We start from the raw sequence: 16,920 nt of genomic DNA on the forward strand, positions 1-16,920 counted from the left end.
TGGGGGTGAGGGCCTTGGTGACGACGATGAGCCCTTCCGACTTCTGGGCGCTGCGCGCGGTGGATGAGCCGTTGGAGTCGTTGGACGCGTCAGCGCTCAGCGAGGTGGCCCGGTCGGTGACGCTGGCGCAGAACCTCGCCGCGGCGAGGCGGCTGCACGCCGCGTACCTGCTGGTGGAGAGCTTCCGCCGCCTGGACGAGGCCACCCACGGCGACACGCAAGACGACACCCGCCCCGCCCACGCCCGCCTGGATCCGGCCGGCCGGGCCCGCGACCACCTGGCCGCGGCCATGTCACTGACCTGCTGGCACGCCGGCCACCTGGTCACCGCCGCCATCCAGGCCCACACCCGGCTCCCGCTACTGCGGGGCGCCCTCGAACGCGGCCTACTGCCCGAGCAACTCGCCATCGACGCCGCCTGCCGCCTGGCCGGCGTGCCCGACGAGGTCGTCGGCGCCGTCGAGTCCGATGTCATCGGCCGCCTCACCCGGGCCCTTGCCGGCGGCCACCGGCCCAGCCGCTCCGCACTGGACACCTCCGTCGACAACGCGGTCGCACGCCACGCCCCACAAGCCGCCCAGGACGCCGCAGACGCCGCCGCCGAAGAACGGACCGTGCGGTTCCGCCCCGGACGCAACGGCATGACCTCCATGTGGGCCAACCTGCCCTCCGGCGACGCCGAGAAGCTGCGCCGCCGCATCGAGGCCGCCGCCCGTGCCGCCGCAGACCTGTGCCATCCCCGCAGCCGCAACCAACTCCGCGCCGACGCCCTCATCGCCCTGGGCGACCCCAACACCACCGACATCGCCGACCCCGCACACCACCCCGAGGACACCGCGAACACCGTCGACGGCGACCGCGGCCACCTGCCCCCGCTGGGCGCCTCATGGGGCACCGACAAGCCCGTCCGCATCTCGGTCATCAACACCATCGCCGAAGGACTGCCCAACCAGGTCCAGTTCGTCAACGGCGCCTACGCCAGCTTCGACTGGCTGTGCGAGGAGATCCTCTCCGGTGGCGACGCCACCGTCCGGTTCGAACTCATCGACCCCGCCCCCGGCACCCTCGACGCCCCCGAAGCACCCCTCAAATACTTCATCACCCCGGCCCTGGCCGAACGGATCCGACTACGCGACGGGACCTGCCGCCACCCCGGATGCACCGTCGACGCCCACGACTGTGAAATCGACCACGTCATCGCGTTCGATCACAGGCGCCCCGAACTGGGCGGCCCCACCGCCGAGTGGAACCTGATGTGCCTCTGCCGCAAACACCACCGCGAGAAGACCTTCGGCCACTGCGCCTACCGCCCCGGCCCCCTCGGCGAGCTGACCATCATCACCGAAACCGGCCACGAACACCACACCAACCCCACCGGCCCCCTGGCCCAGGCACGCAACCACATCCTCGAACACCAATGGCGAGAACACCTCGACCGCCTCACCGCCGACGACGGCCACCTCACCAACCCGCCAGGCACCACCCGGCCGAACGCCACCGGCACCGAACGGCGACTCCGCCCTGATGACGCGACCGAGGGCGATCAGTCCGCATAGCCTTGGTCGGTCGGCGTGGATGGCCGTGCCGATTCAGGTACCGTGCCGATTTCGCTACCGTGCCGATTCAGCTACCGTGCGAGTTTCAGTTGCACGCCGCGATGACCAGCTCTTTCACGCGCGCCGGGTCGGCCTGACCGCGGGTCGCCTTCATGACGGCACCGACGATCGCTCCGGCGGCCTGGACCTTGCCCGAACGGATCTTCTCCGCGATGTCGGGCTGCGCGGCCAGGGCGTCGTCGACGGCCTTCTGCAGCGCCGAGTCGTCTCGCACCACCTCGAGGCCCTTGTCGGCGACGATCTGGTCCGGCTCGCCCTCGCCGTCGAGGACGGCGTCGACGACCTGGCGGCCGAGCTTGTTGGTGAGCTTGCCCTCGGCGACCAACTCGATCACGCGCGCCAGCTGCACCGGCGAGATCTCGAGTTCGGTGAGCGCGACGCCACGCTTGTTGGACTGCTGGGTCAGGTACGACACCCACCACGAGCGGGCCTCGGCGGCCGGTGCGCCCGCGTCCACCGTGGCGAGGATCAGGTCGAGGGCCCCGGCGTTGACGAGGTCGCGCATCTCCTCGTCCGAGACGCCCCAGTCCGCCTGGACCCGTGCGCGGCGCACCCACGGCAGCTCCGGCAGTGTCGCGCGGATCTCCTCGATGAGCTCCTCGGTCGGCTCGACGGGCGCGAGATCCGGCTCCGGGAAGTAGCGGTAGTCCTCCGCCGACTCCTTCGGCCGGCCGGAGGTGGTGGTGCCGTCCGACTCGTGGAAGTGCCGGGTCTCGAGCACGACCTCGTCACCCGCGGTGAGCACGTCCGCCTGGCGGCACATCTCGTGGCGGACCGCGATCTCGACGCTGCGGAGGGAGTTGACATTCTTGGTCTCGGTGCGGGTGCCGAACTCGGTGGCGCCCTTCGGCATCAACGAGACGTTCGCATCGCAGCGCATCGAGCCCTGGTCCATCCGGACGTCGGACACGTCGAGGCTCCGGAGCAGATCACGCAGCGTCGTGACGTAGGCGCGCGCGATCTCGGGCGCCCGCTCCCCTGCACCGACGATCGGCTTGGAGACGATCTCGATGAGCGGTACACCCGCCCGGTTGAAGTCGAGCAGCGAATGGGTGGCGCCGTGGATGCGGCCGGTGGCGGATCCGACGTGGGTGGACTTGCCGGTGTCCTCCTCCATGTGCGCGCGCTCGACCTCCACGCGCCACGTGCTGCCGTCCTCGAGCTGCACGTCGAGGTACCCGTCGTGGGCGATGGGCTCGTCGTACTGCGAGATCTGGTAGTTCTTCGGCTGGTCCGGGTAGAAGTAGTTCTTCCGCGCGAACCTGCTGTACGGCGCGATCGAGCAGTTCAGCGCCAGACCGATCTTGATGGCCCACTCCACCGCCTGGCGGTTGGCCACCGGCAACGCGCCCGGCAGACCGATGCACACCGGACACACCTGGGTGTTGGGATCCGCCCCGAACGCGGTGGGACACCCGCAGAACATCTTGGTGTTGGTGTGCAGCTCTACGTGCACCTCCATGCCCATGACGGGATCGAAACGTGACACGACCTCGGTGAACTCCATGCGGAACAATCTAGCCGAAGAGGCATGCGGCCTCGCGGTAGCGGTCCTCCGGGACGGTCTTGAGCACGGCGACCGCGTCCTCTACCGGCACCATCTCGATCGACTCCCCACGGAGCGCGACGATCTGCCCGAAATCCCCCCGGTGCGCGGCGTGCGCCGCGTGCACCCCGAAACGGGTCGCGAGCACGCGGTCGTACGCGGTCGGCGTACCGCCGCGCTGGATGTGGCCGAGCACGGTCGTCCGGACGTCGCGGTTCATCCGCTCCTTGATCGCCGCGGCCATCTGGTCGGCCACCCCGGTGAACACCTCGTGGCCGAACTGGTCGGTGCCGCCCCGGCGCAGCGTCATGCCGGAACCCTCGACCGGCGTCGCGCCCTCGGCCACCACGCAGATCCCGTACGCCTCCCCCATCTGGAACCGGCGCTTCATCACCTTGCACACGTAGTCGATGTCGAACGGGACCTCGGGGATCACGATCATGTGCGCACCGGACGCCAGGCCCGCGTGCAGGGCTATCCAGCCGGCATGTCTGCCCATCACCTCGACGAGCATGACCCGCTCGTGCGACTCCGCCGTCGTGTGCAGCCGGTCGATGGCATCGGAGGCGATCGAGACGGCGGTGTCGAAGCCGAAGGTGTAATCGGTGCCGCCGACGTCGTTGTCGATGGTCTTGGGCACCCCCACCACGGGGATGCCGTTCTCGGTCAGCCAGCGGGCCGCCTTGAGCGTGCCGTCTCCGCCGATCGCGACGAGCGCGTCGATCGCGTGCCGCTCGAGGGTCTGGCGGATGACCGGCAGGCTCGCAGTGAGGATGTCGGGGTTCAGTCGGCCGGTTCCGAGGATCGTGCCACCGCGGAGCAGGATGCGATCGATGCCCTCGTCGTCGAACAGCGGCACGGCACGGTCGTTCACCAGCCCGGACCACCCGTCCTGGAAGCCCAGGACCGGGGAGTCGTACTCCGAGTTGGCGGTGCGGACCAAAGCGCGGATGACCGCGTTGAGTCCCGGACAGTCGCCGCCGGCGGTCAGTACACCTATACGCACGTCGAGCTCCTCTCGGTTACCCCGCAGTCTAGGTCCGCCCGCCCCGCATCGCGGCGGTCACCGCCCCGGGCTCACCGACTGTTCACCGGTACGGAACGCCATGGTGGCCAGACCTCCCAGCAGGACGACAACAGCGGGGAGGAACATCGCGTCGGCCACCGCCTGGCCGATGTCACCGTGGGCCACGAACCGGGCCTGTACCACCGCGCCGATCGCGGCGGACCCCAGCACCGCCCCGACCTGGCGGGTGGTGTTGTAGACACCGGAGCCCGCGCCCGCCGACGCCAATTCGAGGCGCCGCATCGCGGTCGATGACGTCGGCGCCCACACACACCCGTTGGCCACCCCCATGAGGGCGATCGGACCGAGCAGGACGGGGATCGAGGTCTGGGCATCCATCACCAGCGCGAGCCAGAACAGGGAGACCGCATACGAGAAGTACCCGATGCCCGTGAAGATCCGCGGATCGAGACGATCCGCCCAGCGTCCGACCAACGGCGCCAGCACACCCGCGATCAGGGCCATGGGCAGCAACATCATCCCCGCGCGGGTCGGGCTGAGTTCCTTGACCCCCTGGAGGTAGAACATGAGCGGCACCATCGTTCCGGCGGTGACGAAGCCGATCGTCGAGACGCCGAACGTCCCGATCGAGAAGTTGCGATCCCGGAACAGTCGTAGAGGAACGAGCGGCTCGGTGCGGACGCGGGACTGCCACCACACGAACACGGCGAGACCCACCACGCCCGCCGCGATGAACCCGGCGGTGGTCCCGCCCCATCCGTGTTCCTCGCCCTGCTGGATCCCGAACACCAGCAGGAACATGCCCACGGCCGACAGGACGATCCCGGCTACGTCATACGAGCGCGACCTCGTCTCCAGTACAGGGACCCAGAGCCATACCAACACCACCGCGAGGACACCGAACGGGATGTTGACGAAGAAGATCCACCGCCAGTCGAACGCGTCGATGAGCACCCCGCCGAAGACCGGACCCACCACGGAGGCGATACCCGCGACCGCACCCCACGCACCCATGGCCGCGCCGCGGCGCGCGGGTGCGAACACGCGCGTGATGACGCTGAGCGACTGAGGGGTGAGCAGTGCCGCGCCGAATCCCTGGAACACCCGCGCCACGATGAGGGTCTCGATGTCGGGCGCCAACCCGCACCACAGGGAGGCGCCGGTGAACAGCACCAGGCCCGAGATCGACACCCGTCGCGGCCCGATCTGGTCCCCCAGCCGACCGGTGAACAGCAACGGCACCACGTAGGCGAGCAGATACGCGCTGGTCACCCAGATGACCTGGTTGGTCGTGGCGCCGAGCTGGGTGACGAACGCGTCGGTGGCCACCGCCACGATCGTCTGGTCCACCAGGATCATGAAGAACCCGATGACGAGTGCCGCGAGCGCCTTCCATGCGTCCCTCTCGGGGACGGTCGTCACGCTATCGCGCCTCTCGCGGCCTCGTAGGCGGCCCCGACCCGGTAGAGACGGTCGTCGGCGAGTGCCGGTGCCATGATCTGCAGACCGGCGGGCAGGCCCTCCACCAGACCGGACGGCACGGACATCCCGCAGTGACCGGCCAGGTTCAGCGGCAGGGTGCACAGGTCGAACTGGTACATCGCGACCGGGTCCTCCACCTTGTCCCCGAGCGGGAACGCGGTCGTCGGCGTGGTCGGCGAGATCAGGACGTCGACCTTTTCGTAGGCGGCATCGAAGTCGCGCGCGATCAGCGTGCGTACCTTCTGGGCCTGACCGTAGAACGCGTCGTAGTAGCCGGCCGACAGCGCGTAGGTGCCGAGCATGATGCGGCGCTTGACCTCGGGGCCGAAGCCCGCCTCGCGGCTGGCGGCCATGACCTGGTCGGCCGACCCGTCACCGGTCCGCAGGCCGTAGCGCATGGCGTCGAAGCGTGCCAGGTTGCTGGAGACCTCGGACGGGAGGATGAGGTAGTAGGCGGGCAGCGCGTAGCGGAAGTTGGGGCACGAGACCTCGACGATCTCGGCACCCAGGTCGCGCAGGGTGTCCACCGCGCCGCGGAACGACTCCTCGACGCCGGGCTGGTAGCCCTCGCCGGAGAACTCCGTGACCACGCCCACCCGCAGGCCCGTCAGGTCACCCTTCGCGCCCTCACGCGCGGCGGCGACGACGTCCGGGACCGCCACGTCGAGGCTCGTCGAGTCGCGCGGGTCGTGCCCCGCGATGACCTGGTGCAGCAGCGCGGTGTCCTCGACCGTGCGGCCGCAGGGCCCGCCCTGGTCGAGCGACGACGCGCAGGCGACGAGCCCGTAGCGCGAGACCGTCCCGTAGGTGGGCTTGACACCGACCGTCGCGGTGAGCGCGGCGGGCTGGCGGATCGACCCGCCGGTGTCGGTACCGATGGCGATCGGGGCCTGGTGCGAGGCCAGCGCCGCGGCCGAACCACCGCCGGAACCACCGGGGGTGCGGCTCGGATCCCACGGGTTGCGGGTGGGGCCGTAGGCCGAGTTCTCGGTCGACGACCCCATGGCGAACTCGTCCATGTTGGTCTTGCCGAGGATCGGGATCCCCGCCTCGCGCAGTCGCGCGGTGACCGTGGCGTCGTACGGCGAACGGTAACCCTCGAGGATCCGTGAGCCACAGGTGGTGGGGGCGTCGGTGGTGGTGAACACGTCCTTGAGGGCGATGGGCACGCCCGCCAGGGGTCCGAGCTCCTCGCCGGCCGCCAGTCGGGTGTCGACGTCTTGGGCCGCCCGGAGAGCCTCGTCCGCGCCCACGTGGAGGAACGCGTTGATCTCGCCGTCGACCTCGTCGATACGGTCCAGGTGCGCCCGGGTGACCTCCTCCGAGGACACCTCCCGCGCGGCGATCCGCCCGGCCAGCTCGGCGGCGGTGGCGGTGGTGAGCTCGGTCATGCGTCCTCCCCCAGGATCTGCGGAACCTCGAAGCGCTGTTCGTCGGCTGCCGGGGCCTGGTCGAGTGCCTGCTCCGGGGTGAGGCCGGGCGTGACCACGTCGTCGCGGTAGACGTTGGTGATCGCGGTGGGGTGGCTCATCGCGGGCACGTCCTCCGCGGCGACCTCGGACACCGCCTGCACGTGGTCGAGGATGTCGGTGAGCTGCTGTGCGAACGAGTCCAGCTCGGAGTCGCTCAGTTCCAGGCGGGAGAGCCTGGCCAGATGCGCGACGTCCCCGCGTGAGATCGAGGTCACGTGCCTGCCCCTTTCCGTGACGTGGTCGGTACCGGCCCAGCCTAGTCAGCCCGAATGCGTGCGGCACAATGGGCGTCATGTCTTATCTGCTCCGTGTCATGCTGCCCGACCGACCGGGCAGTCTCGGCTCCCTCGCGGTGGCGCTGGGGACCGTGGACGCGGACATCATCAGCCTCGACGTGGTGGACCGGTTCGACGGGGTCGCCGTCGACGACATCGTCGTGGAGGTCCCGCACGGCACCTTCCCGGACGCCCTCATCACCGCCGCCGAGCGCCTGGACGGCGTGATGGTGGACTCCCTCCGGCCGTTCGGCGGGATCCTCGACGCGCATCGGGAACTCGAACTCATCGACGCCGTCGCCGGGGCGGGTGCCGGGGCTTCCCAACTGCTCGCCGACGAGCTCCCGGCCGCGCTGCGCGTCGGCTGGGCGCTGGTCGTGGAGGTGACCGCGGACGCGCGGTGCCGTCTGATCGCGCGGGGCGAGTCCGCACCGATGTGGGAGGGCGGCGAGGTCTCCGTGCTGTGCGGCCTGGAGCGGGTGACCGCACTGGACGACGACGACGACGGCGTGCCGGCGGAGTGGACGGCCATGGACACCTCGCTCGCGGCCGCGCCGTTGAACTCGGGACACATCCTCGTGGTGGGCCGACCGGGCGGTCCCTCGTTCAGGCCGTCCGAGGTCGCTCGGCTGGGGTACCTCACGGGGATCCTGCGGTCCCTCGACGCCGGCTGACCGGGCGGGCCCGCCGCTCCCTCGACGCCGGTCCGGCACGGATGTCGGTCAGCGGCGGGGTCCGCGTCGCCACGGCCACACCGCGACCGCCGCGAAGAGGAACGCCGTGACCGGCAGGACCCATGCCAGGTCCGTCATGAGGACGATCTGACGGAACTGTTCGTTCGACAGGAACTGCGCGACTTCGTTACAGGAGTAGAGGCAGGAGACCGGGTTCGACATCGGGCCGACCCAGAGCCACACCAGTCCGGCGAACGCTCCGGTCGATGCCCCCGCCACGGCGGAGGCCGACACCGCGAGGATGCGCCGGCGACGCTCGCTCCGCAGACCACGGAGGGAGACACCGACCGCGAGCGCGAGACCGACGCCCGCTCCGAGGAACAACGGCCAGGGGAACTGGACGAGGGGCGTCATCGGGGTCACGGGTCGGTCTGCTCCGGTTCCGCGTCCACCTCCGGGTCCAGGTCCCCTTCCCCCGCCCCGGCCGGACCGTTGTCCATCAGGTCGACGAAGCCGGCCTCGTCCAGGATCGTCAGGCCCAACTCCTCGGCCTTGGCCGCTTTGGACCCCGGGTTGTCGCCCACCACGACGTAGTCGGTCTTCTTGGAGACCGACCCGGAGGCCTTGCCGCCGCGAGCGATGATCGCCTCCTTGATGCCGTCGCGCGTGAAGCCCTCGAGTGAGCCGGTCGCCACGATCGTCAGTCCCTCCAGCGTCCGCGGGATCGATTCGTCACGCTCGTCGGCCATCGAGACACCTGCGGCGGTCCAGCGGTCGACGATCTCGCGGTGCCAGTCGACGTCGAACCACTCGACCACCGAGGCCGCGATGGTCGACCCGACCCCGTCCGTCTCCGCCAGTTCCTCCTCGGACGCGGCGCGGATGGCCTCCATGGTCCCGAACCGGGTCGCCAGGGCGCGCGCGGCCGTGGGGCCCACGTGTCGGATCGACAGCGCGACCAGTACCCGCCAGAGCGGTCGGTCCCGGGCGGTGGCGAGGTTGGCCAGCAGCTTGCGACCGTTCTCGGTGAGCACGGTGCGTTCGGGTTCGGCCCCCGCCTCGATCTGCTTGCGGGTGGCCTTGTCGACGCGGGTGTAGAGGTCTGTCCTGAGCAGGTCGGCTTCGGTGAGATCGAACAGTCCGGCCTCGTTGACCAGCACCCCGCTGGTCAGCAGATCCGAGGCGCCCTCGTACCCGAGCGCCTCGATGTCCAGGGCGTTGCGCGAGGCCAGATAGAACAGCCGCTCCCGCAGCTGGGCGGGACACGAACGCTGGTTGGGGCAGCGCCAGTCGGCGTCGCCCTCCTTCGCCGGGGCCAGGACCGTATCGCACTCCGGACAACGTTCGGGGAAGACGAACTCGCGCTCGGTGCCGTCGCGCCGCTCGACCACCGGGCCGAGGACCTCGGGGATCACGTCACCGGCCTTGCGGATCACCACGGTGTCGCCGATCAACACGCCCTTGCGGATCACCTCGGTCTGGTTGTGGAGGGTGGCCAACGAGACCGTCGAACCGGCGACCGTGACCGGCTGCATGTGGGCGAAGGGGGTGACCCGCCCGGTGCGCCCGACGGAGACCCGGATGTCCAGGAGTTCCGTCATGACCTCCTCCGGTGGGTACTTGTAGGCGATCGCCCACCGCGGCGCGCGGGAGGTCTGACCGAGTCGCCGTTGGACCGCGCGGTCGTCGATCTTCACGACGAGACCGTCGATCTCGTGTTCGGGGTCGCTGCGGTGCTCACCCCAGAACCTCATCCGCTCGACCACCTCCTCCACCCCGGTGGCGGGCGCGGTGTGCGGTGAGACGGGCAGGCCCCACTCGGCGAGGGCGAGGTAGACGTCGTGGAGGCTCTCGAAGGTCGCGCCCTCGACCGCGCCGAGACCGTGGCAGTACATGCCGAGTCGACGTTGGGCGGTGATGGCGGGGTTCTTCTGGCGCAGTGACCCGGCCGCACTGTTGCGCGGGTTGGCGAACGGTGCCTTGCCCTCGGCCACGAGACGAGCGTTGAGCTCGGCGAAGTCCTCGAGCCGGAAGAACACCTCGCCCCGCACCTCGATGAGCGAAGGCAGCGGGCGGTCGTCCGACGGGGTGAGCGTGACCGGGATGTCGTCGATGGTCCGCGCGTTGAGGGTCACGTCCTCCCCCGTACGCCCGTCACCGCGGGTGGCGGCGCTGACCAACCTCCCGTCGCGGTAGACCAGGTCCAGGGCCACCCCGTCGATCTTGACCTCGCACAGGAACGGCAGCCGGTCCTCCGATACTCCCGCCTGCTCGACGGCGGAGGCGACCCAGTCGCGCAGCTCCTCCTCGGAGAACACGTCGTCCAGGCTGGTCATCCGCTCGAGGTGCTCGACCGGGGCGAAATCCGTCGAGAAGCCACCGCCGACCAGTTGGGTCGGCGAATCGGCGGTCCGCAGCCCCGGGTGCGTCACCTCGAGCGCCTGCAACTCCTCGAAGAGCCGGTCGAACTCGGCGTCGGAGACGATGGGCGCGTCCTTGACGTAGTAGCGGAACTGGTGATCGCGGACCGTCTCCGCGAGCTCGGTCCACTCCTGCCGCACCTCGGGCGGGATGTCCCCCGTGCCGACGGGCTGACTGGTGTCATCGGGAAGGCTCACGAGGACAGGGTAATGCCGGGCAGGGCCTCGATGTCGGAGCGCTGCCCTACGGTGAGCCCATGACAACCCACACACAGCCACCCCTCGCCATCGACCGGAACCGACTGCTCGCGTTCGACCTCGAGACCACGGGCCCGGACCCCCGGACCGCCCACGTCGTCTCCTCCGCCCTCATCGCGATAGACGGGCAGCACAAGAAGGAACGGAACTGGCTCGCCGACCCGGGCATAGAGATTCCCGAGGGGGCGACGGCGGTCCACGGCATCACCACGGCCCATGCCCGCGAGAACGGCCGCCCCCACGCCGAGGTCATCGCCGAGACGGTGGCGGCCATCCGCCGCGGATGGGGCGAGGGACGCACGCTGGTGGTGTTCAACGCTTGCTACGACCTGACGATCCTGCGCCGGTGGGACCCGTCGTTCGAGATTCTGGGACCCGTGATCGACCCGTACGTCGTGGACCGCGCGGTGGATCCCTACCGGAAAGGCAAGCGGACGCTCGAGGCCCTGTGCGGTCTACACGGGGTACGACTCGACAGCGCCCACGAGGCCGCGGCGGATGCGCTCGCCGCCGCCCGGCTGGCGTGGAAGATGCTCGGCGGACAGCCGGAGTTGTCGGGTCCGGACTGGCGGGAGGTCAATGCGCGCCAGGCGAGCTGGCACGAGACGCGCCAGCGGGACTTCGTCGCGTACCTCGAGCGGTCCGGCAAGGACTCGTCCGACGTCAACACCCTCTGGCCGATGGCAGTGCTGTAGCGCCGCGTTGTCTGTTACTCCGCCACCCGCGGGGTGGTCTCGGCCACCAGACGGGCGCCCCGGAGGGCGGCCGCGGCTCGGCCCTCACCGGTCGAGGTCTCCTCGGCGGTGGGCGTGAGGATGACGCGGTCCAGGGTGGAGTACCTGGGCGCGCTCAGTCGGTCGAGCAGAGCCAGCAGTCCCACTGCGGTGTCCTCGGCCTCCGCCACGGTGCGTGGCGGCGGGCCGCCGCCGGGTAGACCCTCCAGGTGGAGGATCCCGCCGTTACCGAGGACCGTCCCGGCTGCATCCAGCGCGGCATGCGACCGGGCTGTGTGCAGCGGCGCGGTCGCCAGGCACACCCCGTCGAGAGGCGTCTCACCCCGCGGGGGGTCGCTGACGACCTCCCAGACCGGAGGTGCCCCAGGGTCGGAGGTGACCGGGAGCCGGATCAGGACCTCTGCGGCCCCGGCGTCGCGGAGCGCAGCGGCGAACCGGCAGAGCGACAGGGCGAGTCGATCGGGCGGGACGGCCGCGATCGGGTCGAGACGGCTGGGCGAGCGGACCGTCCCGGCGGCGACATGCCAGAGCAGGGGCTCGTCCACCAGGATCCGTGCGCCTGCCCCTATCCGGCCCGCCAGCCGCACGGCTCGCGCACTCGCGCCCTCCGCCAGGGAGGCGGCCAGGTCTCGCCGGGCGCCGCGATCGCTGAGCACGGGGAATCCGCCGGGCAGTTCCACCCCGGCCGCGAGAGACCACGGGCCCACCACACGGACCTGCAGGCGGCGGGAGTCGATGGCGGGGTCCCCCTCGGGATCACGGGCCCGCTCGTCGGCCTCCTCGAGGGCGTCGGCGTCCCGGTCGAGGAAGTCGGCGGCACGACGGGCGAGGCGGCCCGGGGCGTCGGCGAGTCGCCATCCGCGTGGCGAGACGTCGACCGGCAGGTCGGCGAGCATCGCCAGCGTGCGGCCGACCTGGTCGGCCCCGGGGCCGCGATCCGGAAGCTCGGGCAGGAACGGCAGCGCGTGGCATTCCCCCATGATCACCCGCGCCGATTCCCGCGGGTCGGTGCCGGGCATGGGGCCGGCCCCGGTGCTGGACGGTCCCACCGGCGTCACTCGGTTCCCGCGGCCGGACGGGACGCGGAGATGGTGCCGCTGCCCAGAACGCGGTCGCCGTCCGGTTCGGGCCGGTACAGCACGGCGGCCTGCCCGGGGGCGACGCCGCGGATCGGCTTCTCGAGCGTGATCTCGAGCCGGGCATCCGGTCCGTCGCCGAGGCGGCGGACGTGGCCCGGGGTCGCTTCGCCGTGGGCGCGGATCTGCACCAGGCAGTCGGTCTCGTGGATGTCGTCGTCGACGAGCCAGTAGGGCGAGGACGCGGTCATGCCGGACGAGAGCAGATGGTCCGCGCCACCGACGGTGACGGTGCCACTGTCGGCGTCGATCGCGGTGACGTAGCGGGGGCGACCGTCCGCCGCGGGTCCGCTGACCCCGAGGCCCTTGCGCTGGCCGATGGTGAACCCGTGGATGCCCTCGTGGCGGCCGAGCTCGTCGCCGGTGTCGGCGTCGACGACAGCGCCGGGACGCATGCCGATGCGCGCCCCGAGAAAGGCGCGGGTGTCGCCCGAGGGGATGAAGCAGATGTCATGGCTGTCGGGCTTGGAGGCGACGGGCAGCCCGGCGGCCTCGGCCTCGGCGCGGACCTGCGACTTGAGTGAATCCCCGAGGGGGAACATCGAGTGCGCGAGCTGCTCCGGGGTGAGCACGCCGAGGACGTACGACTGGTCCTTGGCGTCGTCCACGGCGCGTCGTAGGACCGGCCGTCGGGTGCCGTCGGGCAGTTCCTCGGACGACAACCGCGCGTAGTGGCCGGTGGCGACGGCGTCGAAGCCGAGCGCCATGCCCCGGTCGAGGAGGGCCTCGAACTTGATCCGCTCGTTGCACCGGAGGCACGGGTTGGGGGTCTCGCCTCGGGCGTAGGACTCGACGAAGTCGTCGATCACGTCGGCACGGAAGCGCTCGGCGAAATCCCACACGTAGAACGGGATGCCCAGCAGATCGGCGACCCGGCGGGCGTCCCCCGCGTCCTCCCGCGAACAGCACCCGCGCGAACCCGTTCGCAGGGTCGCCGGATCCGCGCTGAGTGCGAGGTGGACGCCCACGACGTCGTGTCCGGCGGCGACGGCTCGGGCGGCGGCAACGGCGGAGTCCACTCCCCCGCTCATGGCGGCGAGGACCCTCATGACGCGGCCACCCCGGTGCGGGCCATCCCGGTACGGGCGAGCCCGAGGCCGGCGACGCGGGCGCGTTCGGCCGCGGGCCCGATGGCCGCGACGGCGGCGTCGACGTCGTCCTCTGTGGTGGTGTGCCCCAGGCTCAGGCGCAGACTGCTGCGGGCAGCGGCCTCGTCGGCACCGAGGGCCAGCAGGACGTGACTCGGCTCTGCCACACCGGCCGTACAGGCCGAGCCCGTGGAGCATTCGATCCCCGCGGCGTCGAGCAGCAGGATGAGTGACTCGCCGGAACAACCCGGGAAGGTGAGGTTGGCGATGCCCGGCAGGCGCTCCCCGCCCCCGTTGGCGATCGCGCCGGGGACCTCGGCGAGCACACCTGCGACGAGCCGATCGCGCAACCGGCTCAGACGCCGGGACTCGGACTCCATCTCGCGGACCGCTTCCTCGAGCGCGGCGGCCATCGCGACGACCCCCGGCACGTCCACGGATCCGGACCGCAGGTCCCGCTCCTGGCCACCCCCGTACCCGATCGGCACGCAGTCGGCACCGCGGTCGAGGAGCAACGCACCGACGCCGAGCGGTCCACCGAACTTGTGCGCGGAGAGACTGAGAGAGGTCACGCCCAGGGCGGAGAAGTCGACCGGGACGTGCCCGACGGCCTGGACGGCATCGGTGTGGACGGCCGCGCCCACCGCGCGGGCCGGGCCGGCCGCCGCCGCGACATCCGTGAGGGTGCCGATCTCGTTGTTGCCGAGCATCACCGCGACGAGGGCCAGTCGCGGGCCGAGCTCGTCGGCGAGGTCGCGGACCGTTGCCGGGGTGACGGCGCCGCGGGGGTCCACGGGCAACACCCGGACGGCCTTCCGACCGCCACGGTCGGTCGCCAGGTGGGCGGCGGCGTCGAGGACGGAGTGGTGCTCGGTCGCCCCCACGGCCACCACGTCGCCCGCCGAGGCACCCACCTGCCCGAGAACGGCGAGATTGTCGGACTCCGTCCCGCCTGAGGTGAACACCACCTCGGACGGTCGACAGCCGAGGTGGTGCGCGAGGGACTCGCGGGCCTCCTCGACGCGGCGGCGGGCGCGGCGTCCGGAGCCGTGGAGCGAGGACGCGTTGCCGACCGAGGAGGACGCCTCGGCGTAGGCGTCGACGGCCGCCGCGCGCATCGGGGTGGTCGCGGCGTGGTCGAGATAGTGCACAGAGCGGGTGGTGGGCATATCGCTGGCAAGGATACGCACGAACGCGCCGGACCCCGGCACCGCAGGGGTGCCGGGGTCCGGGCGACGCTGGTGGACGCGGTGCGTCCTGCTCACTTACGAGCGTTGATGGCCTCGGTGAGCTGCGGGGCGACGTTGAACAGGTCGCCGACGATGCCGTAGTCCGCGATCTCGAAGATCGGGGCCTCCTCGTCCTTGTTGACGGCGACGATGGTCTTCGACGTCTGCATGCCGGCGCGGTGCTGGATGGCGCCCGAGATACCGAGGGCGATGTACAGCTGCGGCGACACGGTCTTGCCGGTCTGGCCGACCTGGAACTGGCCCGGGTAGTAGCCCGAGTCCACAGCGGCGCGCGACGCGCCGACGGCGGCCTTGAGCGAGTCGGCGAGCGGCTCGACGACCTTCTCGAAGTTGTCCGCGGAGCCGACGCCACGACCACCTGAGACGACGACGGTCGCCTCGGTGAGCTCGGGGCGGTCGCCGCCCACGATCGGGTTGCGCGAGATGACCTTGGCGGCGTTCTCGGGCTCGGGGACCTGCACCTCGACGACCTCGCCGGCGCCGGCGGCCGGGGCGGCCTCGACGGAGCCCGGACGCAGCGTGTAGATCGGGGTCTCGCCGGAGACGGTCGCCTCGACGGTGAAGGCGCCACCGAAGATCGAGTGGACGGCCGAACCGTCGGACTTGATCTCCACGACGTCACACAGGGTGCCGGAGCCGGTGCGGGCCGCGAGACGACCCGCGACCTCCTTGCCCTCGAACGTGGCGGCCAGGACGATCGCGGCCGCACCCTGCTCGGCGAGGCCGGCCAGGACGTCGACCTTGGGGGTGACGAGGTAGTTTTGGACCGCGTCACCCTCGGCGACGTAGATCTTCTCCGCGCCGGCCTCCTTGAGGGCATCGGTGAGCGCGGCGGCGGTGCCGGTCTCACCGAAGACGACCGCGGAGGGCTCTCCGAGGACACGAGCGGCGGTCAGCAGCTCGAGGGACACCTTCTTGAGTTCGCCGTCGACGTGCTCGACCGCGACGAGGACTTCAGCCATGGTGGATTCTCCTTGAAAAAGACTGGGATGAGTCGGTCGGGGTGAGTTCGCGTCAGATGAGCTTCTGCGACACGAGGTACTTGGCGACGTCGTTGCCGCCTTCGCCCTCGTCGGTGACCTTCTCGCCGGCGGCGCGCGGCGGCTTGGGGCTCGCGGAGGTGACGCTGGACGCGGCGTTGTCCTTGCCCACCTGGGCGGCCTCGACGCCGGCGTCGGCCAGCGTGAGGGACTCGACCGGCTTCTTCTTGGCGGCCATGATGCCCTTGAAGGACGGGAACCGCGGCTCGTTGATCTTCTCGCCGACGGAGACGACGCACGGCAGGGTGGCCTCGACCTCGAAGATGCCCTCGTCGGTCTCACGCTCGCCCTTGGCGACGCCGTCGGCGATCTCCAGGGTGCGCATGTGCGTCAGCTGCGGGAGGCCGAGGTACTCGGCGAGGATGGCCGGGACGGCACCCATGCGGCCGTCGGTGGCCTCGTTGCCGGCGATGACCAGCTCGGTGCCCTCGATGGTGCCCAGCACGTTGGCCAGCGCCCACGAGGTCTGGACGACGTCGGAACCGTGCAGGGCCTCGTCGTTGAGGTGGACGGCCTTGTCGGCGCCCATGGACAGGGCCTTGCGGATGGCCTCGGTGGCGCGGTCCGGACCGGCGCACAGGACGGTCACCTCGCCGCCGTGGGCCTCCTTGATCTGGAGCGCCTGCTCGACGGCCTTCTCGTTGATCTCGTCCAGGACCGCGTCCGCGGCCTCGCGGTCCAGGGTGTAGTCCCCGTCCGTGAGCTTGCGCTCGGAATAGGTGTCGGGAACCTGCTTGATCAGTACGACGATGTTCGTCATGGGCCTGCGTCGACCTCCTGCGAGTCGGGGCGGGGTGCGCCCCCGTCTAGACCGGGCGCACCGGATTGTGGTCCTGCCAGACACAATAACGCGGCCGTGGCCGCGGTGACGGTGCCGGGGCGGTCGGTGGCGGGGCACGGCG

At 70.9% G+C, this 16,920-nt stretch carries 15 protein-coding genes; 3 read left to right on the forward strand and 12 right to left on the reverse strand.

From position 1 onward, the window contains the following. The first annotated feature begins 26 nt into the window (after nucleotides 1–26). Nucleotides 27–1,556 (forward strand): HNH endonuclease signature motif containing protein, encoded by a 1,530-nt coding sequence (locus G6R20_RS06895; protein ID WP_163375929.1) that lies wholly within the window; start codon nucleotides 27–29, stop codon nucleotides 1,554–1,556. Nucleotides 1,557–1,641: 85 nt separating this feature from the next. Here the strand turns inward: G6R20_RS06895 and gatB are convergent, their stop codons facing one another. From gatB to gatC, 5 genes are read right to left on the reverse strand one after another with little or no spacing between them, the layout of a single operon-like run. Beyond that, nucleotides 1,642–3,123 (reverse strand): Asp-tRNA(Asn)/Glu-tRNA(Gln) amidotransferase subunit GatB, encoded by a 1,482-nt coding sequence (gatB, locus tag G6R20_RS06900; protein ID WP_067718563.1) that lies wholly within the window; start codon nucleotides 3,121–3,123, stop codon nucleotides 1,642–1,644. 10 nt (nucleotides 3,124–3,133) lie between these two features. After that, complete coding sequence (locus G6R20_RS06905) at nucleotides 3,134–4,168, reverse strand: ATP-dependent 6-phosphofructokinase (protein WP_067718264.1); 1,035 nt, start codon at nucleotides 4,166–4,168, stop codon at nucleotides 3,134–3,136. 57 nt (nucleotides 4,169–4,225) lie between these two features. After that, nucleotides 4,226–5,611, reverse strand: a complete 1,386-nt coding sequence (locus G6R20_RS06910) for a DHA2 family efflux MFS transporter permease subunit (RefSeq protein WP_096905278.1) — start codon at nucleotides 5,609–5,611, stop codon at nucleotides 4,226–4,228. After that, on the reverse strand, nucleotides 5,608–7,062 hold the full coding sequence (gene gatA / locus G6R20_RS06915; protein ID WP_132061005.1) for an Asp-tRNA(Asn)/Glu-tRNA(Gln) amidotransferase subunit GatA: 1,455 nt from the start codon (nucleotides 7,060–7,062) through the stop codon (nucleotides 5,608–5,610). The genes G6R20_RS06910 and gatA overlap by 4 nt, the downstream gene beginning before the upstream one ends. Continuing rightward, nucleotides 7,059–7,358 carry an Asp-tRNA(Asn)/Glu-tRNA(Gln) amidotransferase subunit GatC gene (gatC, locus tag G6R20_RS06920; protein WP_067718272.1) on the reverse strand — a complete coding sequence of 100 codons (300 nt, stop codon included), beginning with the start codon at nucleotides 7,356–7,358 and terminating at the stop codon, nucleotides 7,059–7,061. Before gatC ends, gatA begins: the two co-directional genes overlap by 4 nt. Before the next feature lie 77 nt (nucleotides 7,359–7,435). Between gatC and G6R20_RS06925 the strand changes: the two genes are divergently transcribed. Beyond that, nucleotides 7,436–8,092: an amino acid-binding protein gene (locus G6R20_RS06925; protein WP_096907214.1), complete on the forward strand. Its 657-nt coding sequence runs from the start codon at nucleotides 7,436–7,438 to the stop codon at nucleotides 8,090–8,092. Nucleotides 8,093–8,140: 48 nt separating this feature from the next. Here G6R20_RS06925 and G6R20_RS06930 read toward each other — a convergent pair whose 3' ends face one another. After that, a complete protein-coding gene (locus tag G6R20_RS06930; RefSeq protein WP_143337678.1) occupies nucleotides 8,141–8,506 on the reverse strand; it encodes a hypothetical protein in 366 nt (121 codons plus the stop codon). Between the two features lie 5 nt (nucleotides 8,507–8,511). Next, the gene (gene ligA / locus G6R20_RS06935; RefSeq protein WP_163375930.1) at nucleotides 8,512–10,710 is read right to left on the reverse strand and encodes an NAD-dependent DNA ligase LigA; all 2,199 of its coding nucleotides are present in this window, start codon (nucleotides 10,708–10,710) and stop codon (nucleotides 8,512–8,514) included. A 59-nt stretch (nucleotides 10,711–10,769) separates the two neighbouring features. Between ligA and G6R20_RS06940 the strand changes: the two genes are divergently transcribed. After that, the gene (locus G6R20_RS06940) at nucleotides 10,770–11,465 is read left to right on the forward strand and encodes an exonuclease domain-containing protein (protein WP_096905274.1); all 696 of its coding nucleotides are present in this window, start codon (nucleotides 10,770–10,772) and stop codon (nucleotides 11,463–11,465) included. Nucleotides 11,466–11,479: 14 nt separating this feature from the next. On the opposite strand, the gene G6R20_RS06945 is transcribed toward G6R20_RS06940, so the two are convergent. The 5 genes from G6R20_RS06945 to G6R20_RS06965 all read right to left on the reverse strand — a co-directional run bounded on the left by G6R20_RS06945 (nucleotide 11,480) and on the right by G6R20_RS06965 (nucleotide 16,778). After that, a complete protein-coding gene (locus G6R20_RS06945) occupies nucleotides 11,480–12,553 on the reverse strand; it encodes a cobalamin-independent methionine synthase (protein WP_240341310.1) in 1,074 nt (357 codons plus the stop codon). Between the two features lie 5 nt (nucleotides 12,554–12,558). Beyond that, nucleotides 12,559–13,689, reverse strand: coding sequence for a tRNA 2-thiouridine(34) synthase MnmA (gene mnmA, locus G6R20_RS06950; protein WP_163375931.1), 1,131 nt, complete (start codon nucleotides 13,687–13,689; stop codon nucleotides 12,559–12,561). Beyond that, complete coding sequence (locus G6R20_RS06955) at nucleotides 13,686–14,897, reverse strand: cysteine desulfurase family protein (RefSeq protein ID WP_096905271.1); 1,212 nt, start codon at nucleotides 14,895–14,897, stop codon at nucleotides 13,686–13,688. Before G6R20_RS06955 ends, mnmA begins: the two co-directional genes overlap by 4 nt. Before the next feature lie 92 nt (nucleotides 14,898–14,989). Further along, nucleotides 14,990–15,940 carry an electron transfer flavoprotein subunit alpha/FixB family protein gene (locus tag G6R20_RS06960; RefSeq protein WP_163375932.1) on the reverse strand — a complete coding sequence of 317 codons (951 nt, stop codon included), beginning with the start codon at nucleotides 15,938–15,940 and terminating at the stop codon, nucleotides 14,990–14,992. A 52-nt stretch (nucleotides 15,941–15,992) separates the two neighbouring features. Beyond that, entirely contained in the window at nucleotides 15,993–16,778 is a 786-nt protein-coding gene (locus G6R20_RS06965) for an electron transfer flavoprotein subunit beta/FixA family protein (protein WP_067718293.1), read from the reverse strand. Nucleotides 16,779–16,920 lie beyond the last annotated feature (142 nt).

Source organism: Dietzia sp. Alg238-R159 (assembly GCF_900537145.1).
Classification (GTDB): Bacteria; Actinomycetota; Actinomycetes; order Mycobacteriales; family Mycobacteriaceae; genus Dietzia; species Dietzia kunjamensis.

What these genes read in the sequence shown, in the direction of transcription:
- gatA (WP_132061005.1), bottom strand. Translation starts at nt 7,062, where the DNA reads ATGACCGAGCTCACCACCGCCACCGCCGCCGAGCTGGCCGGGCGGATC.
- G6R20_RS06955 (WP_096905271.1), bottom strand. Translation starts at nt 14,897, where the DNA reads ATGCCCACCACCCGCTCTGTGCACTATCTCGACCACGCCGCGACCACC.
- G6R20_RS06930 (WP_143337678.1), bottom strand. Translation starts at nt 8,506, where the DNA reads ATGACGCCCCTCGTCCAGTTCCCCTGGCCGTTGTTCCTCGGAGCGGGC.
- G6R20_RS06895 (WP_163375929.1), top strand. Translation starts at nt 27, where the DNA reads ATGAGCCCTTCCGACTTCTGGGCGCTGCGCGCGGTGGATGAGCCGTTG.
- mnmA (WP_163375931.1), bottom strand. Translation starts at nt 13,689, where the DNA reads ATGAGGGTCCTCGCCGCCATGAGCGGGGGAGTGGACTCCGCCGTTGCC.
- G6R20_RS06925 (WP_096907214.1), top strand. Translation starts at nt 7,436, where the DNA reads ATGTCTTATCTGCTCCGTGTCATGCTGCCCGACCGACCGGGCAGTCTC.
- gatB (WP_067718563.1), bottom strand. Translation starts at nt 3,123, where the DNA reads ATGGAGTTCACCGAGGTCGTGTCACGTTTCGATCCCGTCATGGGCATG.
- G6R20_RS06965 (WP_067718293.1), bottom strand. Translation starts at nt 16,778, where the DNA reads ATGACGAACATCGTCGTACTGATCAAGCAGGTTCCCGACACCTATTCC.
- G6R20_RS06940 (WP_096905274.1), top strand. Translation starts at nt 10,770, where the DNA reads ATGACAACCCACACACAGCCACCCCTCGCCATCGACCGGAACCGACTG.
- G6R20_RS06960 (WP_163375932.1), bottom strand. Translation starts at nt 15,940, where the DNA reads ATGGCTGAAGTCCTCGTCGCGGTCGAGCACGTCGACGGCGAACTCAAG.